Annotated in this window: 13 protein-coding genes; 4 read left to right on the top strand and 9 right to left on the bottom strand. The window is 45.5% G+C overall.

Annotation, left to right across the window (positions count from 1 at the left end; genetic code table 11):
- Positions 1 to 105 precede the first annotated feature (105 nt).
- Together B0180_RS00925 and B0180_RS00920 are read right to left on the bottom strand one after the other, a co-directional pair.
- On the bottom strand, positions 106 to 1,407 hold the full coding sequence (locus tag B0180_RS00925) for a homoserine dehydrogenase (RefSeq protein WP_049236440.1): 1,302 nt from the start codon (positions 1,405 to 1,407) through the stop codon (positions 106 to 108).
- Positions 1,408 to 1,737: 330 nt separating this feature from the next.
- Complete coding sequence (locus B0180_RS00920; protein WP_078255253.1) at positions 1,738 to 2,514, bottom strand: DsbC family protein; 777 nt, start codon at positions 2,512 to 2,514, stop codon at positions 1,738 to 1,740.
- 227 nt (positions 2,515 to 2,741) lie between these two features.
- On the opposite strand from B0180_RS00920, the gene guaB reads away from it, so the two are divergent.
- Positions 2,742 to 4,214 carry an IMP dehydrogenase gene (gene guaB, locus B0180_RS00915; protein ID WP_049236437.1) on the top strand — a complete coding sequence of 491 codons (1,473 nt, stop codon included), beginning with the start codon at positions 2,742 to 2,744 and terminating at the stop codon, positions 4,212 to 4,214.
- A 301-nt stretch (positions 4,215 to 4,515) separates the two neighbouring features.
- Positions 4,516 to 6,591, top strand: coding sequence for a TonB-dependent siderophore receptor (locus B0180_RS00910; protein ID WP_078255252.1), 2,076 nt, complete (start codon positions 4,516 to 4,518; stop codon positions 6,589 to 6,591).
- A 108-nt stretch (positions 6,592 to 6,699) separates the two neighbouring features.
- On the opposite strand, the gene B0180_RS00905 is transcribed toward B0180_RS00910, so the two are convergent.
- From B0180_RS00905 to B0180_RS00875, 7 genes are all read right to left on the bottom strand, one after another.
- Positions 6,700 to 7,269: a tetratricopeptide repeat protein gene (locus B0180_RS00905; protein WP_049236434.1), complete on the bottom strand. Its 570-nt coding sequence runs from the start codon at positions 7,267 to 7,269 to the stop codon at positions 6,700 to 6,702.
- A gap of 259 nt (positions 7,270 to 7,528) precedes the next feature.
- A complete protein-coding gene (metW, locus tag B0180_RS00900; protein ID WP_078255251.1) occupies positions 7,529 to 8,146 on the bottom strand; it encodes a methionine biosynthesis protein MetW in 618 nt (205 codons plus the stop codon).
- Between the two features lie 55 nt (positions 8,147 to 8,201).
- Complete coding sequence (gene metX / locus B0180_RS00895) at positions 8,202 to 9,437, bottom strand: homoserine O-succinyltransferase MetX (protein ID WP_078255250.1); 1,236 nt, start codon at positions 9,435 to 9,437, stop codon at positions 8,202 to 8,204.
- A gap of 68 nt (positions 9,438 to 9,505) precedes the next feature.
- Positions 9,506 to 9,997 carry an FKBP-type peptidyl-prolyl cis-trans isomerase gene (locus tag B0180_RS00890; RefSeq protein ID WP_078255249.1) on the bottom strand — a complete coding sequence of 164 codons (492 nt, stop codon included), beginning with the start codon at positions 9,995 to 9,997 and terminating at the stop codon, positions 9,506 to 9,508.
- Between the two features lie 205 nt (positions 9,998 to 10,202).
- Positions 10,203 to 10,724, bottom strand: coding sequence for a signal peptidase II (lspA, locus tag B0180_RS00885; RefSeq protein ID WP_049236427.1), 522 nt, complete (start codon positions 10,722 to 10,724; stop codon positions 10,203 to 10,205).
- A complete protein-coding gene (gene ileS / locus B0180_RS00880) occupies positions 10,717 to 13,500 on the bottom strand; it encodes an isoleucine--tRNA ligase (protein ID WP_078255248.1) in 2,784 nt (927 codons plus the stop codon). The genes lspA and ileS overlap by 8 nt, the downstream gene beginning before the upstream one ends.
- Positions 13,501 to 13,694: 194 nt before the next feature.
- On the bottom strand, positions 13,695 to 14,291 hold the full coding sequence (locus B0180_RS00875) for a class I SAM-dependent methyltransferase (protein ID WP_078255247.1): 597 nt from the start codon (positions 14,289 to 14,291) through the stop codon (positions 13,695 to 13,697).
- A 203-nt stretch (positions 14,292 to 14,494) separates the two neighbouring features.
- Here B0180_RS00875 and B0180_RS00870 point away from each other — a divergent pair, with 203 nt between their 5' ends.
- A complete protein-coding gene (locus tag B0180_RS00870; RefSeq protein ID WP_078255246.1) occupies positions 14,495 to 15,805 on the top strand; it encodes a solute carrier family 23 protein in 1,311 nt (436 codons plus the stop codon).
- 148 nt (positions 15,806 to 15,953) lie between these two features.
- Complete coding sequence (locus tag B0180_RS00865; RefSeq protein ID WP_064611393.1) at positions 15,954 to 17,456, top strand: alanine/glycine:cation symporter family protein; 1,503 nt, start codon at positions 15,954 to 15,956, stop codon at positions 17,454 to 17,456.
- Positions 17,457 to 17,498 lie beyond the last annotated feature (42 nt).

Genomic DNA, 17,498 nt, shown 5'->3' with positions numbered 1-17,498 from the left:
GCGATATGACAGCTTTTGTTTGATTGATTATATCAGTGTAGATTGATCTTTTTGGCAACAAAAAAGGACGGTATTTACCATCCTTTTTTGTTTTACTATTTTTAGTCATTCTAAGCTTTCTAAGCGAATGCGCACGACAGGTTCAACCACCGCACCCAGCGCCTCAATCTGGCTGATGGCGGTGTTCATTTGCTTTTCAAGGACGGGCAATGTCAAAATGATGATCGGCACCAGTCCCGACTTATGGGCGTCGCGCTGCAAGATGGCATCAATATTAATGCCGTTATCACTCAAAATGCGCGTCGTATCCGCCAAAACGCCCACTTCATCTTTGACGGTCAGGCGTAAGTAAAAGCCAGAAGTCATCTCATCACTTGGTAAAATACCAATGTCGGACAGCTCTTCAGGGATGAATGCTAGGTGCGGCACATCGCTTGGGGTAGCCGCATCAATCACATAAATCAAGTCCATCACATCAGCCACCACTGCCGATGCTGTCGCACCAGCACCAGCACCATCGCCGTAGTATAAAGACTGACCCAAAGGATGGGCGTCAATCATCACCGCATTTTTGACGCCATTGACATTGGCTAATAGCGCTTGAGATGGAATCAAAGCAGGGTGCACGCGAAGCTCAATCCCATGCTCGCGGCGAATGGCAAAGCCTAAGTGCTTGATGGTATAGCCAAGTTCTTTGGCATAAATCACATCCTGTAGGCTGATTTTGGTAATCCCTTCACAATAGACCTTATCAAACTGCACAGGAATACCAAAGGCAATCGACGCAAGCAGAGATAATTTGTGTGCCGCATCAATACCTTCAACATCAAAAGTCGGATCAGCTTCAGCATAGCCCAGTGCTTGAGCTTCGGCAAGTACCTCACCAAATTTCCGATTTTTTTGCTGCATCTCGGTCATGATAAAGTTGCCTGTACCATTGATGATGCCTGTCAGCCAATCAATTTTATTGGCTGCCAATGCTTCACGAACGATCTTGATGATCGGAATGCCGCCTGCCACCGCAGCTTCATAACGCACCTGTACGCCATGCTCTTCGGCAAGTCTGAAGATTTCGTTACCATGTTTGGCAAGTAGGGCTTTATTGGCGGTGACCACGTGTTTTTTGTGGCGGATGGCGTGGGTGATGACTTCATAAGCCACATCTGTGCCACCAATCACTTCGATGACAATATCCACATCTTCAGCTTCTGCAATCGCCATCAGATCTGCAGTTTGATGGATGCTTGGATCAATGTCATCACGATGGCGGCGAGTGCCCGCGTGCGTGACGACAAGCTGATGACCGCTGCGACGAGTCAGCTCATTAATGTTATCTTTGATGAGATTTAGTACGCCAGTGCCGACAGTGCCTAGACCCAGTACGGCAAGATTAATGGTGTTATTCACAAGATGCTCCGTGATCGGAATGTTTGCTTAAGTGTTTGGCTAATCAATCCATAGCCAAAATTCAAAAATTAAAAATGGTTAAATGATCAATCCAAGCGCTGCTTGGTTTGATTTGGATAAAGAAGACAATCTTGCCAAATGAAGGTCAAATCACCAACCCATTTAAGCGTCTAATTTAAGTGTTTAATAAGTTGCCTAAGTTACCATAAGTTGAGGCTTTGTGCTAGGCTTTTTTGGCGAAATTGGGCGAATTTTATCGCCCAAAATCTGCCCATTTCATTCCAAGAAGATGAATTTAGCTGATTTAACTTAAAGGTGTCACACAAGCGCTTATCGGCGCTCGATGGCAGCTTGAATCAGCTCTTTGGCGGGTATATAGCCACCGATATGCTCACCAGATTCGGTAAAAATCGCTGGCGTTCCTGAAATGCCTAGACTGCGCCCAAGCGCTAGGTGTTTTTGGACAGGATTGTCGCAATCATTGGCAGTGATCATATTACCAAGCTTAGCGGCGCTCAAAGCAGCGTGTCGATCTTGGCTGCACCAAATGGCTTGCGTCAGCGGAATGTCTTTTTCGGCGCGTGGCCATGCCAAATAACGTACTTCTACGCCGCCTGCGGTAATGTCGTCAATATCTTTGTGTAACAGCTGACAATAGTGGCAAGTCGGATCGCTAAAGACATAGACGGCTGCTTTGTGCTCACCTTTGGCAGGATAAATAATCATCTCATCAAGACTGACTTTGGCCAAATTTTCCTTGGCTAGATTAGCCTGAATCTCTGCTGTGATATCCACAGGCTGACCATCGCCAAGCTTGATAATTTGACCTTGAATCAGATACTCGCCCGTCTTATTGGTAAACATCGCTGGCGCATCTTCAAAACTGACCCAATAAATGTCGGGCATCGCTATTGGCAGGGCACTCACGGCGGTGATTTTAGCCCCTGACTTGGTCAGATGCTCTTGAAGCGCTTTGACGACTTCGTCACTGCTTTGGGCGGCGGCAGGCTGATTGATCTTAGTATGATTTTGGGCAGAATCATTGGCAGTACTGCAAGCACTGATGAATACTGTGCTTGCAAGCATGATTGGCAGTAATTGGCGCATGATGTGTTTTGATTGATAAAATTGCTATTATGCCAAAATTTTATGATAGCGCCAAGAAATTTATTTCAATACTCCAATTTTTAGCAAATAAAACGCTGTACAATTTTACAAATCTGCTTGCAAATTGTCATAATTATTTGATACAATACGGCGTTATTTCAAACCTGCCTTTGGTGTTTTATCACTCGATTTAAAGCCCAATTAGGCGCTCATACAGGAAATAACCTATGCTACGCATTGCCTACGACGCCTTGACATTTGACGATGTCTTGCTTTTGCCTGCCTATTCTGAAGTCCTTCCAAAAGAAACCAACCTAACCACTCGCTTAACCAAAGATATTAATTTAAATTTGCCGATCATTTCTGCGGCGATGGATACCGTGACCGAATCTAAGATGGCGATCGCTATGGCGCAGCTTGGCGGTATGGGGATCATTCATAAGAACATGGACATCGCCCATCAGGCACGCCGTGTTCGTCATGTTAAGAAGTTTGAGGCTGGGACGGTTGCAGATCCAATCACCGTTAATGCCGATGCTACGGTGGGGGATTTGATTGCTTTGACTCGCGAGCATAAAATCAGCGGCGTACCAGTGGTTGAGGCAGGCACTAATAAAGTCGTTGGCATTGTGACGCACCGAGATTTGCGCTTTGAGACCAATTTGTCACAGCCTGTGACCAATGTCATGACGCCAAAAGACAAGCTAGTGACTGTCAAAGAAGGCGAAACCCAAGAGCGCATCAAAGAGCTATTACATCGCCATCGTATCGAAAAAGTGGTGGTGATTGATGATGATTATCAGCTCAAAGGCTTAATCACTGTCAATGACTTTACTAAAGCAGAAAACAACCCAAATGCTGCCAAAGATAGCAAAGGTCGTCTATTGGTAGGTGCGGCGGTCGGCACAGGCGCAGATACCGAAGCTCGCGTAGAGGCTTTGATTGATGCGCAAGTCGATGTGATCATCGTAGATACCGCGCATGGTCATTCAAAAGGCGTGATCGACCGCGTAGCATGGATTAAGAAAAACTACTCAAACATCCAAGTCATTGGCGGAAATATCGCCACTGGCGATGCTGCCTTGGCGCTGCTAGATGCAGGTGCAGACGCTGTCAAAGTGGGTATCGGTCCAGGCTCTATCTGCACAACCCGAATCGTTGCAGGTATCGGTGTTCCGCAAGTTAGTGCCATTGACAGTGTCGCAACCGCCCTTAAAGATCAAATTCCTTTGATTGCTGATGGCGGCATTCGTTTCTCAGGTGATATTGCCAAAGCCATCGCAGCGGGTGCGTCGTGCATCATGGTGGGTAGCTTATTGGCAGGTACCGAAGAAGCGCCTGGTGAGGTTGAGCTGTTCCAAGGTCGCTACTACAAAGCCTATCGTGGCATGGGTAGCTTAGGTGCGATGAGTGGTCAAAATGGCTCATCAGATCGCTATTTTCAGGATGCCAAAGATGGTGTTGAAAAACTGGTGCCAGAAGGTATCGAAGGTCGCGTGCCTTATAAAGGTCCAGTCACTGGCATCATCGGTCAGTTGGCAGGCGGGCTAAAATCATCTATGGGATACACTGGCTGCCGCACCATCGAAGAGATGCGTAAGAATACCACCTTTGTCAAGGTGACATCAGCAGGTATGAAAGAGTCTCATGTGCATGATGTACAAATTACCAAAGAAGCACCAAACTATCGCCAAAACTGATTTATTGGTTCGATTAATATGAAATCGCTCATCTGTTGATGGGCGATTTTTATTGAATAAAACAACTCATATAATATTGATTCTATAAAATTAAATAAAAATAATTCCTATTAATTTTAACAAATAATAATAATTATCATTTACAAAGAAAATTTTTTTTGCTAAAATCCTTTCTCGTACCTTGCTGTTTTTTCTTATTTGTCTTTCTTAGCGGTGTTTTGGTTGATTTTAGTAAGTGGACTGGCAAGGGATTAAACTTAATTGAGTAAATCGAACTGAAAATCTCATCATCGGAGTTATTATGAAAAAGTTTCAATTATTGCCGCTAGCATTGGCAGTCAGTGCTGCTTGTACAAGTGCAGCGTATGCCGTTGAGCCAACAGTGGTTTTGGCTGAAGAAGTGGTGACGAGCGACCGACAAGGCACAAAAGTAGTTACCAATGTGGTCACCACTCAAGAAAAAGATGAAAGTACCGAGACAGATATGCGTGGGCTATTGAGCAACGAGCCTGCCATTGATATCGGCGGCGGTACAGGTAGTTCGCAGTTTTTGACCATTCGTGGCATGGGACAAAACTCGGTAGATTTTAAGGTGGATAACGCTTATTCTGACAGTCAAATTTTATATCATCAAGGTAGATTTATTTTAGACCCAAGTTTGGTGAAGATTGTTAGCGTGCAAAAAGGGGCAGGCAGCGCCTCGGCAGGGATTGGTGCGACCAATGGATCCATTGTAGCCAAGACGGTAGATGCAAGTGATTTGCTTAAAGATGGCGATAAAGATTACGGCGCAAAAATCAATTTAGGCTACTCAAGCAATGACAGTCATAATTATGGCGCAACTGTCTTTGGGCGCATGGGTAATTTTGATGCTTTGTTATCTTACAATGTCAAAGATGAAGATGATTTTAAACCTGGCAAAGACTATAAGAATGGTCTTGATGGCGGTGACTATGCACCATATAGTGCACTAGAGACCACCAGCTATTTGGCAAAATTAGGAGCGAATTTTGGGAATCATCGCTTTGTACTCAGTCATTTAAAGGATGAACAAGCTGGGGTGCGTACGGTACGAGAAGAATTCTCGGCATTTAATGAGAGTCTAGCACGCGGTCGTTTAACTTTACTTCGCCAAGCGCCTGCTTATCGTGAAACCTCGCTCACCAACACCAACCTTGAATGGACAGCAAACGATCTTGGTTTTGTAGAAAAATTAACCGCCAATGCTTATTTGATGAAAAATGAGCGCTATTCGGTTGATGACCGTGGCTGCGGTTATTGTGGCTATGCTGTTGGAAATGCCAAAACTTGGAATGATATTACCGCTGTTTATCCAAACCCAGTACCAACTTCAACCACCATTGAAACCAAAGGCGCTAATTTAAATTTAGATGTCGGTGTAGGCGATAATACAGTCGTTAAATACGGCGTTAATTACCGTCATCAAGAAATTGAGCCTGGTAATGTGAACGCATCTATCATGACCCATACTCCAGAAAAGTCTGATACAGGCGTCTATATTGAGGCGATCAGCGATGTGGGGAATCTGACCATTACAGGTGGGGTGCGTTATGATCATTTTGATATTACCGCTAATGATGGGGTTAAAGCCAAAGGCGATAATCTAAATCCAAGTTTGGGCTTAATTTATCGAGCAACACCAAATTTAAGTTTAAGCGCTAATCATAACTATGCCTCGCGCAGCCCTCGGCTGTATGATGCTCTGATGGTCGGCATTCGTCGCACCTCAATTAATCCAAATATTAAGGCAGAGCAAGCACGCAATACCGAGGTTGGGTTTAATTATAATAACGGTAATTTTGGGCTAGATGGTACGTATTTTTGGCAAAAAGTAGATGATGTGGTAGTCAATCCGCAGGATAGACATGGTATTGCAGGTCAAAAAGAAGCAGTGAATGATGGTTATTCTAAAAACCATGGCTATGAATTGGGTGCTTCTTATCGCCAAGGTGGTTTTACTGCTCGTGTGGGCGTCTCTGAAAGCAATCCTGAATATTTCTTGAGCTCAACCAATGAAGTAACCCCAGAGTTTGCTATTCCTGTGGGGCGCACTTGGACAGCGTCTTTGGCGTATCGTTTTGCTGAGCCAAATCTAGAAATTGGCGTACGCAATCGCACTGTTGAGGATTCTAATGATGCAGTGGTAGCAGGTGCGGATATCAGCTCTCGTCCTGGTTATAGCGTAACCGATGCTTTTGCCAACTGGAAGCCTTATGGTAATGATAAGATGAATGTAAACTTTGCGGTGAACAATATTGCAGATAAGTTTTATTTCCCACATTCGCAGCGTGCCGCTATTACACCTTATCCTGGTACTGGTCGTGAGTTTCGTGTTGGCGTGAATTATACTTTCTAATTGAGTTAAAGTTTAATTTCTCCACCAGAACACTTAAGCCTAGGCTTAAGTGTTCTTTTTTTGAATAATAAAAAAGCCAATCAAAAAGATTGGCTTTATTTGCTTGAATTATTGATTTAAGAACCAAGCATTGGCACTGCGTTTGGCGGACTCAATTTCGCTAGAAGATAAATTGAGTGCAAGTTGGCTGACTTTGGCTTTGGCGCGATTGCGTACATTATCATCGAGCATCCCTTCACGAGTCGATAGATCATACCATTTATAAGCATCAACCAAGCGCTGCTGCTGCTCATCGATCATCGCTAGAGCATAGCTGGCGCGATTATCACCCAAATTTGCGGCTCTTTCTAGCCACGCTCGACCCGTTGCCATGTCTGCCTTGACGCCTTCACCACGCAGATACATGATGCCAAGGTTTAGCTGGGCTGGAGCGATGTTTTTTTCGGCAGCACGGGTGTACCAATAGACAGCTTTTGCAGCATCTTTGGCGACACCTTCGCCTTTTTGTAGGCGTTTGGCAAGAAAGAACTGAGCATGATAATCACCGCTGGCAGCTTGATTAGTCAAGGTTGTGATATCGATTGTTTCAAAGCGATTATTAGCCAAAGAGGTCAGAGAATACGTTAAGGTGGTGGTGCCTAGTACGCTGGCTAATAGGGCGATTTTAAACAATTTCATGACGCTGTCCTATGGCAAAGAATAAAAAGGAGTTAAAAGTAGACCTGCAAAAGCTCAATCGTATCTCAAAGGCTGTTGCAGGCAGGCGGCTATAAAAAAGTATGGCGTGATAATATGCCACACGCATCTTATCACGCAGCTAAACAATTTATTATACCGTGATTATAACGAACAATCAGTAAACAAAAGGTAACTGTAAGTGACATTTTACCACTATTTTAAAAAATTGGGTGAGTCTTAAATAACTTTTTTAAGGTTTTTAGTTCTTGGCAATGCGATAAACAGCAACATCAGCAAGCAAGTTTGGCACGCGCTTGACCATGCGATTTAATAACGCCGAAGGCAGCTTGGGATTGGGTTTATCGCTGATGGCAACCGCATCTAGAATGCGAATGTTATTGTCATCACACAGCCGCTCAAAATCCTTAAATGTGCACAAATGTATATTGGGCGTATTATACCACTCATGCGGCAAAGTTTCGCTCATCGGCATGATGCCCTTGATGCCCAAATAAACGCGGTTTTGCCAATATGCAAAGTTTGGAAAAGTGACAATGCCTTCTTTAGCAACTCGCAGCATATCAATCAGTAGCTGATCGGGTGATTTGACCGCTTGAAGCGCACGCGCCATGACGACCGTATCAAAGCTATTATCAGCAAAACGCGCCAAGCCTTCATTGAGATCTTGCTCAATGATATTTAAGCCCTTGGCAATGGCTTGATTGATTTTAAATTCATCAATCTCAAGCCCATAACCAGTCACGCCAAGATTTTTTTGGAGGTGTTCAAGCAAGGTGCCATCACCACAGCCTAAGTCTAGCACACGAGATTTGGGCAAAATCCACTTTCCTGCCAGCTGATGATCAATATTATTCATGCATGATCCTTATTATATGATGGCGCAATGACGATAAGATGACATACAGCCATGTTTATTGCCTTGCTAATTTAGAGATTTGTGTGGGGCTCATGGGCTCTGAGACAGGATTGGCTTCGATGACGGGCGCAGATAAAAAGCCTTTGAGTGCATCGCTATAGCGAGGAATATCAAATAAAAAAGAATCATGACCGTGCGGGGCGTCCACATTGACAAAACTGACTGGCTTTTGATTGGCAATCAAGGCATCGACCAATTCGATCGACCTTTCGGGGCTAAAGCGCCAATCGGTCGTAAAAGACACCACCAAAAATTGGCACTGGGTACGCGCCAAGGTCAGTTTCAGGGCATCTTCATCAGACAAGCCGTCAGGTGCATAGCCGCGTGTCGGATCAAAATAATCAAGCGCCTTAGTCATCAATAAATAGGTATTGGCATCAAAATTTTTGCTAAAGCGCTCACCTTGATAGCGTAAATAGCTCTCAACTTGAAACTCCACATCATAGCCATACATAAATTTGCCAGATTTTAAGTCGCGTCCAAATTTGGCTTTCATGGCATCTTCGGTGATGTAGGTGATGTGCCCAACCATACGAGCCAAAATCAGACCGCGCCGCGGATACGTACCGTGCTCTAAATACCACCCATCATGAAAATCAGGATCCGATAAGATTGACTGGCGCGCCACCTCATTAAAGGCGATGTTTTGTGCGGATAATTTGGGCGTACTGGCGATGATCACCGCGCGGCTTAAGCGATCAGGATAGTCCACTGACCACTGCAGGGCTTGCATGCCGCCCATAGAGCCGCCGACGACAGCGTGCCATTTTTGGATACCCAATCGATCAGAGAGCATGACTTGGGTTTTGACCCAGTCTTTGATGGTGATCAAAGGGAAGTCAGCGCCGTAGATTTTGCCAGTTTGGGGATTGATCGTGGTGGGTCCTGTTGAGCCATGGCATGAGCCGATATTATTTAAGCAGACGACAAAAAACTTAGAGGTATCAATCGCTTTGCCATTTCCGATCAAATTATCCCACCAGCCTGGTTTGGCATCATCAGCAGCATGATAGCCTGCCGCGTGATGACTGCCTGAAAGCGCATGACAAATTAAAATGGCATTAGATTTATCGGCATTGAGCGTGCCATAAGTTTCGATCACAAGCTCAAAGGCGGGCAACACTCTTTGGCATTCTAAAGTCAAAGGTTCGTCAAAAAACAGCGTCTGCGGCTCAACAATACCGACTGAGCTTGGATCAAGATGTGGTGCGATTTGGTCGTTTTGATGCACAAATTTTCCTAAACTTTATTAATGGCTCTGATGAAGCATGATGGAGGTGTCATATCAAGCTGACGGCATTATTTTAATTCAAAGGCGGTCTGACCTTGGGGCGTGACCTTAAAAATTTGCACTTTAAAGAGGACTTCTTGACCCGCCAAAGGATGGTTAAAATCAACCAAAACCTCATCATCGGTCACTGAACTGATGACACCAACCAAAGAATTTTGACCTTTGTCAGCAAATTCCATCATCATGCCGACGACAGGATTGGGCTCGGATAGGGCAAATTGTGCGCGCGTAAAGGTTTGAACATTCTCAGGATTCCACTGCCCAAACGCATCTTCTGCTGGCAGTGCTGCTGTGCGGGTGTCGCCTGCTTTTAGGTTCATCAAGACTTTTTCAAATCCTGCAAGTAGGCTTTCGTCGCCAATGGTGAGCATCACGGGTTCATCACGATGAAAAGTAGAGTCAATCACCTCGCCGCTCATCAAACTGACCTCAAAATGCAAAGAAACGCGGCTGCCTTGGGTGATGCGGATTTCTTCGTTAGGTAAAATGGGTGTATTCATAAGTTTTTATTGGGATTTTTGATTCAAAGGTTGAAATATTTTAGCACAGTATCGTTTGACAAGCACGAGCAAAACTGGATCTGTGTTTATGGCAATACCAAAAGCGTTATGATCTAAATTGCCTTAAACCACCTTTAAAAGCACCAAAGCCAAAATCTACTTTTGGCTTTGGCAGGGCGATCAATCAGACAAAAAGATACGGATGCTAGCTGACTTGTCTTTTATTTTCTAAAAATAACATGTCATAGACCACCATCGCCATGCCGATACAGATGCCCATATCTGCGATATTAAAAATTGGATAATGCCACACATCGGCATAATGCACATGAATAAAATCAATCACATGACCACGCAAAATACGGTCAATCACATTACCAATTGCACCGCCAAGCACAAGCGCTAGGCCTAAGCTAAGCGTGCTTGCGATTCTTGGGACTTTTCTTAGATAGACAATGATGTAGCCTGAAACCACCAAGCCTAAAATCGCAAAAAACCATTTTTGCCAACCGGCTTGATCCGCCAAAAAGCTAAAAGCTGCGCCGTAATTATACGCCAAAGTCCAGTTAAGCACAGGTGGAATGACAGCGATGCTCTCACCAAGATTTAAGGCAGTTTTAAAATAATATTTGGTGAGCTGATCAATCACCAAGACCACGATGGCGATGAGATAATATCCCATCGCCTTGCTACCATTTGAAACCAAAATCGGTTGTGGATTAGGCATATAAGCGCGCCTCCCCTTCGCCTAAATTCTGTACGCAGCGACCGCAGATCTCTGGATGGTCAGCATGTGTGCCGACATCGGTGCGCACATGCCAGCAGCGTACGCACTTGGTGCCATCAGCAGGCGTGATGGTCGCAGATAGCGCGTCGCCTGACTCAACCGTCGCATCAGAAGTGATGAATACAAAGCGCAGCTCATCACCAAACTTATTTAGGATATCGGCGATGTCTTGTGGTGCTGTGATGGCGACTTTGGCGGTCAAGTTACTGCTGACGATTTTCTCGCCGCGCGCATCTTCAATGGATTTATTGACCAAATCTTTGACTAAGGCAACTTGATCCCAATCTTCGCTACTGATGTCATCCATGCTAAAGCTTGGCAGCTCGTACCATTCGGCGGTAAAAATGTAGCCTTGTGTGCCTTTGAGCACTTGCCAAGCTTCTTGAGCGGTGAAAGATAAAATTGGCGAAATCCAGCGAAGCAGAGCGTGCGCAATGTGATACAGCGCTGTCTGAGCCGAACGACGCGGCAAGCCATCTGCCTTGGTGGTGTAAGTACGATCTTTGATGATATCAAGATAAAACCCGCCCAAATCTTGAGAACAAAAACCCATCACCGCTTGGCAGACTTGGTGAAAGTCCATGTTGGTATATGAGCGGACGATCTCATCTTGGATGGACTTGGTGCGATGCAAGATATATTTATCCAAACTGATGAGCTCATCAGCTGAAACCATATCAGTTTCAGGATCAAAGTCGTCCGTATTGGCAAGCAAGAATCGGATGGTGTTACGAATGCGGCGATACATATCAGTGGTGCGATCAAAACCTTCTTTTGATACCGCCATCTCATAACGATAATCGGATGAGCCTACCCACAGACGCAAGATATCCACGCCCATTTTATTGGCAATGTCCGATGGCTCAAAACCTTTGGTATTACCTTTGGACTTAGAAAGCTTATGCCCTTTGGCATCGACCGTGAAGCCATGCGTCAGTACTTGTTTATAAGGTGGGCGCCCATAAATGGACTCACCAACCAATAAAGACGACTGAAACCAGCCGCGATGCTGATCAGAGCCTTCTAAATACAAATCGGCAGGATTAGATAGCTCGTCACGGCGGTCTAGGACAGCAAAGTTGGTCGCCCCAGAGTCAAACCACACATCCAAGGTGTCATTACACTTATTATAAGTATCAATATCTGCGCCGATGAAGACTTCAGCGTCGGTATCGAACCACGCTTCAACGCCGCCTTCTTCGATCAGCTTGGCGGCTTGCTCCATCAGCTCGCTGGTGCGTGGATGTAGCTCACCTGAATCTTTATGAATAAAAAATGGAATCGGCACACCCCAGGTACGCTGACGACTGATGCACCAATCAGGGCGACCATTCATCATGGATTCGATACGATTTTGACCCCAAGCTGGTGTCCAAGTCACTTTTGGAATGTCATTGAGTGCTTGCTCGCGCAAACCACGCGCCTGCATACTGATAAACCATTGCGGCGTCGCCCGAAAGATGATCGGTGTCTTATGGCGCCAGCAGTGTGGATAGCTGTGGCGAATTTTATTATGAGCAAGCAGGTGTCCTGTCTGTGCCAGCGTGTCGATGATTTTGGGCTGAGCTTTATAAATGTGCTCGCCCACAAATACTTTGGCTTCAGGCAAGTAGACGCCGTTGCCTGCCACAGGATTGTCGACATTTAGGTGATATTTTAGACCGATGTTATAGTCATCAACACCGTGCGCAGGGGCAGTGTGCACAAGACCTGTACCGCTATCGGCAGTAACATGCTCGCCCAAAATGATAGGGACTTGACGCTCGGCAATCAAAGGATGTTGAGCTTTTAAGACATCAAGCTGTGCACCTTTGATGGTATCAGAAGTGTGATAATTATCCAATGCGATCGCTTCGGCGAAAGCTTCAACCAAGTCTTTGGCTAAGATAAAGTGACGCTCACCACTTGAGACGATCACATAGTCAAGCTCAGGATGCGCGCTGATGGCTTGGTTGGCAGGCAAGGTCCAAGGCGTCGTCGTCCAAATCACTGCCAAAAGCGTGCCTTGAATGTCAGCCGTGGCAGGCAGTGCGTCACGATTGACGATGTCAAAGCCCACATAGATGGCGTCAGAGGTTTTATCTTCATATTCAACTTCAGCTTCTGCCAAAGCCGAACCGCAGTCTAGACACCAATTGACAGGTTTTAGACCGCGCACAATATGACCGTTTTCATAAATCTTGGCAAGAGCGCGCACGGTATCGGCTTCTTGCTGAAAATTCATGGTCAGATAAGGATTTTGCCAATCGCCAAGCACGCCCAAGCGCTTAAAATCAGCCATTTGTAGAGCGATTTGGCTCTTGGCATACTCACGGCACGCACCACGAAACTGTCTTGCGCTGATCACTTGACCGTCTTTTTGTTGACCGACTTTACCAAGAATGCCTTCGACTTTTTGCTCGATTGGCAGACCATGACAGTCCCAGCCAGGCACATAAGGTGCATCGTAGCCATCCAAGGTTTTATATTTTACGATGATGTCTTTTAAAACTTTATTGACCACATGACCTAAGTGAATCTGACCGTTGGCATAAGGAGGTCCATCGTGCAGGGTATAGGTTTTGCGACCTTGGCGCGCCTTGCGAATCTGTCCATAGACATCATCTTTTTCCCATTGCTCCAACCAAATCGGCTCGCGCTTGGCAAGATCACCGCGCATGGCAAAAGCGGTGTCGGCAAGATTTAGGGTGTTCTTGTAGTCGATGGACTCAGTCATGGTGTCTCTCGCTGTTGGCTAATTTTTGTAAACTGCTTATTATAAGACAAAATAAAGAAAGTTACAAAGCATTTGGTGGGGGCGAGCAGAATATTATCAATAGACTAAAAATGATCAGCATAAGATTAGTTTGCCACCAAAGTAGCGCCTTTGATGGCAAACTATGGCTGCAGTAGGCAAGGTAAATGGGCGCCTTAGCCGCTTTTTTTAATGAGTTTGATAAAAATTTCCTTGCCTGCGCGGGGCTTGATTGAATTATAACAAGGCGCCATGACATCAATGTCAAAATAGGGCTCAAAAAGCGCGCGATACTCATCCATGCTGCCGCCAAATGGCGGACCATCGGGCATCTCAATGCCAAACAGCAGCCCAACAAGCTTGCCTTTGGGCGCCAAAAGCTCGTGCATTTGTTTGGCATATTCAGGGCGGCGACTGGGATCGATGGCACAAAAAAAGGTTTGCTCAATGATCAAATCGTATTGTCCTGTTGCTTCAAAAAAGTCTTGGTGCAATAAGTGCGCTGAATCAAAACCAGTATGGCGTTTGGCGAATTGCTCCAGTGGCAGGCTGGCAAAATCCAAAATAAATACCTTTTCAAATCCTTGCTCGTGCAGATACGCACCTTCGTGAGCATTGCCTGCACCAGGGATGAGAATTTTGGCAGATTTATCGGTGAGCTGATCAAAATAAGCTTTTAGGGGCGTGGAGATATTTTTGGCATCCCAGCCGGTTTGATTAGCCAAATAGCGTGCTTCCCAGTACGCAGGATCATTTACCGCCGAAACAGTCATTAGCATCTTCCTGATGGATTTTTCATGTCGTTTTAAAAAATTTTAACATCTTTGAGGTATAAAATCTAGGCGACTTTTTATGGTTGATCAAATCAGTCCATGGAGATAAATTTCTTACAATTTTATTACACAAGTGTAGTACAATAGTTCGGTTTGACGTTAAAATTGGCAATAAATCTGCCAAAGCGCAGTTTGGAGTGAGTATGAGCTGGTTCCCAAAATGGCAACCTTATACAGGTGATATCAACACACAGCCCATCGCAACAAATGAGTATCTGCCAGTCGGGCAGAGCATCATGTTGGGCTTGCAGCATGTCTTGGCGATGTTTGGGGCGACGGTTCTTGCGCCTTTATTGATGGGCTTTGATGCCAATCTTGCGATTATGATGAGCGGGATTTGTACCATCTTATTTTTTATTATGACAGGGGGTAGAGTCCCCAGTTATTTGGGCTCAAGCTTTGCGTTTATTGGCGTAGTTGCGGCAGCCACAGCACACGCAACTGGCAGCGGCGCGAACCCAAATCTGTCAGTGGCATTGGGTGGTATCATTGCTTGCGGTATTTTATATGCTACCATCGGTTTTGTGGTCATGGCGACAGGCACGCAGTGGATCGAAAAACTCATGCCGCCTGTGGTGACAGGTGCGGTGGTGATGATCATCGGTCTAAACCTAGCGCCCGTTACCGTGAGCGGCGTACAAGGCAAGCCCTTTGAGCTATGGATGGCGCTAATTACCGTCTTATGTATGGGTATGATTGCTGTTTTTGCGCGTGGATTTTTACAGCGCCTGCTTTTATTGATTGGTCTTGTGATGGCGTATGTCATTTATGCAATCGCTGCCAATGTTTTAGGCTTGGGTGAGCCGATTAATTTTGCCCTGATCGCAGATGCGGCTTGGTTTGGAATGCCAAATTTTAGTAGCCCAACTTTTGATGTCAACGCCATGCTGATCATCGCACCTGTGGCATTCATCTTGGTGGCTGAAAACCTTGGGCACATCAAGGCTGTGGGTGCAATGACAGGCGAAAATCTGACGCCGCATCTTGGCAAGGCATTTGTCGCTGATGGTGTGGCGACGGCATTATCAGCAGGCGTGGGCGGTACAGGTATGACCACATATGGCGAAAATATCGGCGTAATGGCGGTAACGCGCGTGTACTCGACGCTGATTTTTGTGATTGCAGGGGTCTTTGCGGTGGTTTTGGGGTTCTCGCCAAAATTTGGTGCCATGATTCAGACCATTCCTGGTCCTGTTTTGACCGGAGCATCCATTGTGGTCTTTGGTTTGATCACCATTGCTGGCGCAAAGATTTGGATTGATAACAAAGTGAATTTTGCCAATAACAAAAACCTGATGGTCGCTGCCATCACAGTGATTTTGGGTACGGGTGATTTTGGCTTGATGATTGGTGAATTTAATTTGGGCGGGATTGGGACCGCGACTTTTGCCGCAATCATTTTGCACTGGTTTTTGAGTCTGAGAGAGCCGGAGAATGGCAAGTCACTGGTTTAAAAACGGTTACAATAAGTAAAATTTTCGTGATTTATGAGACAATTTGTCATATAATCTATACAATTTGCCAAGTAGGGCAATTTAAAAGAGTGGTAATAAAACAAAGGATGGTGATTTCGCCATCCTTTTTTTTGGATTGAAAAAAAATATGTACGATAATCCTATATCTTGTTTGGCTCAGCCTGGATTTGTTGATGGGCTGCATTGTGTTGTGACAACTGTGAGCGCGCCGCTTTGGGATGTGCTTATTTGGATGTTGATTGGCATTGGTTTATTTTTTACGCTGTTTTCGGGCGTGGCACAGTTTCGATTGTTTGGTCGTAGTATCAAATCTATGTTGGGCAGCCGCGCCAATCATGACGATGATGCAGGTATTTCAGGCTTTCAAGCGTTCGTGACCGGGCTTGCAAGCCGTGTAGGCGTGGGTAATGTCGCAGGCGTTGCGATCGCCATCAGCATCGGCGGCGCAGGGGCGGTATTTTGGATGTGGCTGATTGCTTTGATTGGTATGTGTTCGGCATTGGCGGAGTCAAGCTTGGCGCAGTTATTTAAGGTGCGTGATGGTAGCACCGGTCAGTTTCGCGGTGGACCAGCGTATTATATCGAGCAAGGACTTGGTCAAAAGTGGCTAGGGCTTTTATTTGCGTTGGCGCTGATTGTGTGCTTTGGTTTTGTGTATCAATCGATTCAATCAAACACCATCACGCTCGCCATGCAGTCAGCTTCAGGCTGTGCCGCTGAAGATCCGACTTGCCAAAGCCAGTGGCAAATTTATAAGCATATGGTTGGCGCGCTGTTGGTGGTTTTGACAGCACCGATCATTTTTGGCGGTATTCGCCGCGTCGCCAAGATTGCAGAAGTGGTCGTGCCGATCATGGCGCTGATCTATCTGTTGGTAGCCTTGGTGATCATTGTCATGAATATCGGTGCGCTGCCATCGGTGATTGCGCTGATTTTTGAGCAGGCATTTGCCTTTGAAGCGGCAGGTGGCGGACTGTTTGGTTCGATGGTGTCTGTCGCCATGATGCAGGGCATCAAGCGCGGTTTGTATTCCAATGAAGCCGGTCAAGGCTCTGCACCCAATGCCGCTGCTGCTGCTAGCGTAAGACACCCTTTGGATCAGGGCATGATCCAGATGTTTGGGGTATTTGTGGATACTTTGATCGTCTGTTCATGCACAGCGTTTATTATTCTGCTGGCACAAATGCCTGAAAATGCAGCCAATTTATCTGGCATTCAGCTGACGCAGGCAGCACTTGAAAGTCATGTGGGCAGCTGGGGTCAGTATTTCTTGGCGACGATTTTATTTATTTTTGCTTTTTCCACGATCATCGGTAACTATGCTTATGCCGAGTCAAATATGCAATTTTTGAAAAACAATACCACAGTTTTGACGCTGTTTCGCATGGCGGTATTGGGGTTTGTGTATTTTGGTGCGGTGGTGAAAGTCGATGTTGTTTGGGATATGGGTGATTTGACCATGGGGACGATGGCGTTTATTAACTTGATCGCCATTACGCTGCTTTCGCGATATGTGTTTGTGCTGATTCGTGACTATCAATCACAGCTAAAATCAGGCGTGGCACATCCTGTATTTAAGCTGGATAACTACCCTGAACTCAAGCAAAAAGTAAAATCAGATATTTGGTAATTTAACCGCTTAATAATAAAAATCCAGTTTAGATAAACTGGA

The organism is Moraxella canis (assembly GCF_002014965.1).
Lineage (GTDB): Bacteria > Pseudomonadota > Gammaproteobacteria > Pseudomonadales > Moraxellaceae > Moraxella > Moraxella canis.
Note: the sequence above shows the minus strand (reverse complement) of the source record. Positions and strands in the feature narration are given on the sequence as shown.

Bases quoted from the DNA above. Each gene is read 5' to 3' on its own strand.
- B0180_RS00920 (WP_078255253.1), bottom strand. From the start codon at position 2,514: ATGCGCCAATTACTGCCAATCATGCTTGCAAGCACAGTATTCATCAGT.
- guaB (WP_049236437.1), top strand. From the start codon at position 2,742: ATGCTACGCATTGCCTACGACGCCTTGACATTTGACGATGTCTTGCTT.
- B0180_RS00910 (WP_078255252.1), top strand. From the start codon at position 4,516: ATGAAAAAGTTTCAATTATTGCCGCTAGCATTGGCAGTCAGTGCTGCT.
- B0180_RS00905 (WP_049236434.1), bottom strand. From the start codon at position 7,269: ATGAAATTGTTTAAAATCGCCCTATTAGCCAGCGTACTAGGCACCACC.
- metW (WP_078255251.1), bottom strand. From the start codon at position 8,146: ATGAATAATATTGATCATCAGCTGGCAGGAAAGTGGATTTTGCCCAAA.
- B0180_RS00890 (WP_078255249.1), bottom strand. From the start codon at position 9,997: ATGAATACACCCATTTTACCTAACGAAGAAATCCGCATCACCCAAGGC.
- lspA (WP_049236427.1), bottom strand. From the start codon at position 10,724: ATGCCTAATCCACAACCGATTTTGGTTTCAAATGGTAGCAAGGCGATG.
- ileS (WP_078255248.1), bottom strand. From the start codon at position 13,500: ATGACTGAGTCCATCGACTACAAGAACACCCTAAATCTTGCCGACACC.
- B0180_RS00875 (WP_078255247.1), bottom strand. From the start codon at position 14,291: ATGACTGTTTCGGCGGTAAATGATCCTGCGTACTGGGAAGCACGCTAT.
- B0180_RS00870 (WP_078255246.1), top strand. From the start codon at position 14,495: ATGAGCTGGTTCCCAAAATGGCAACCTTATACAGGTGATATCAACACA.
- B0180_RS00865 (WP_064611393.1), top strand. From the start codon at position 15,954: ATGTACGATAATCCTATATCTTGTTTGGCTCAGCCTGGATTTGTTGAT.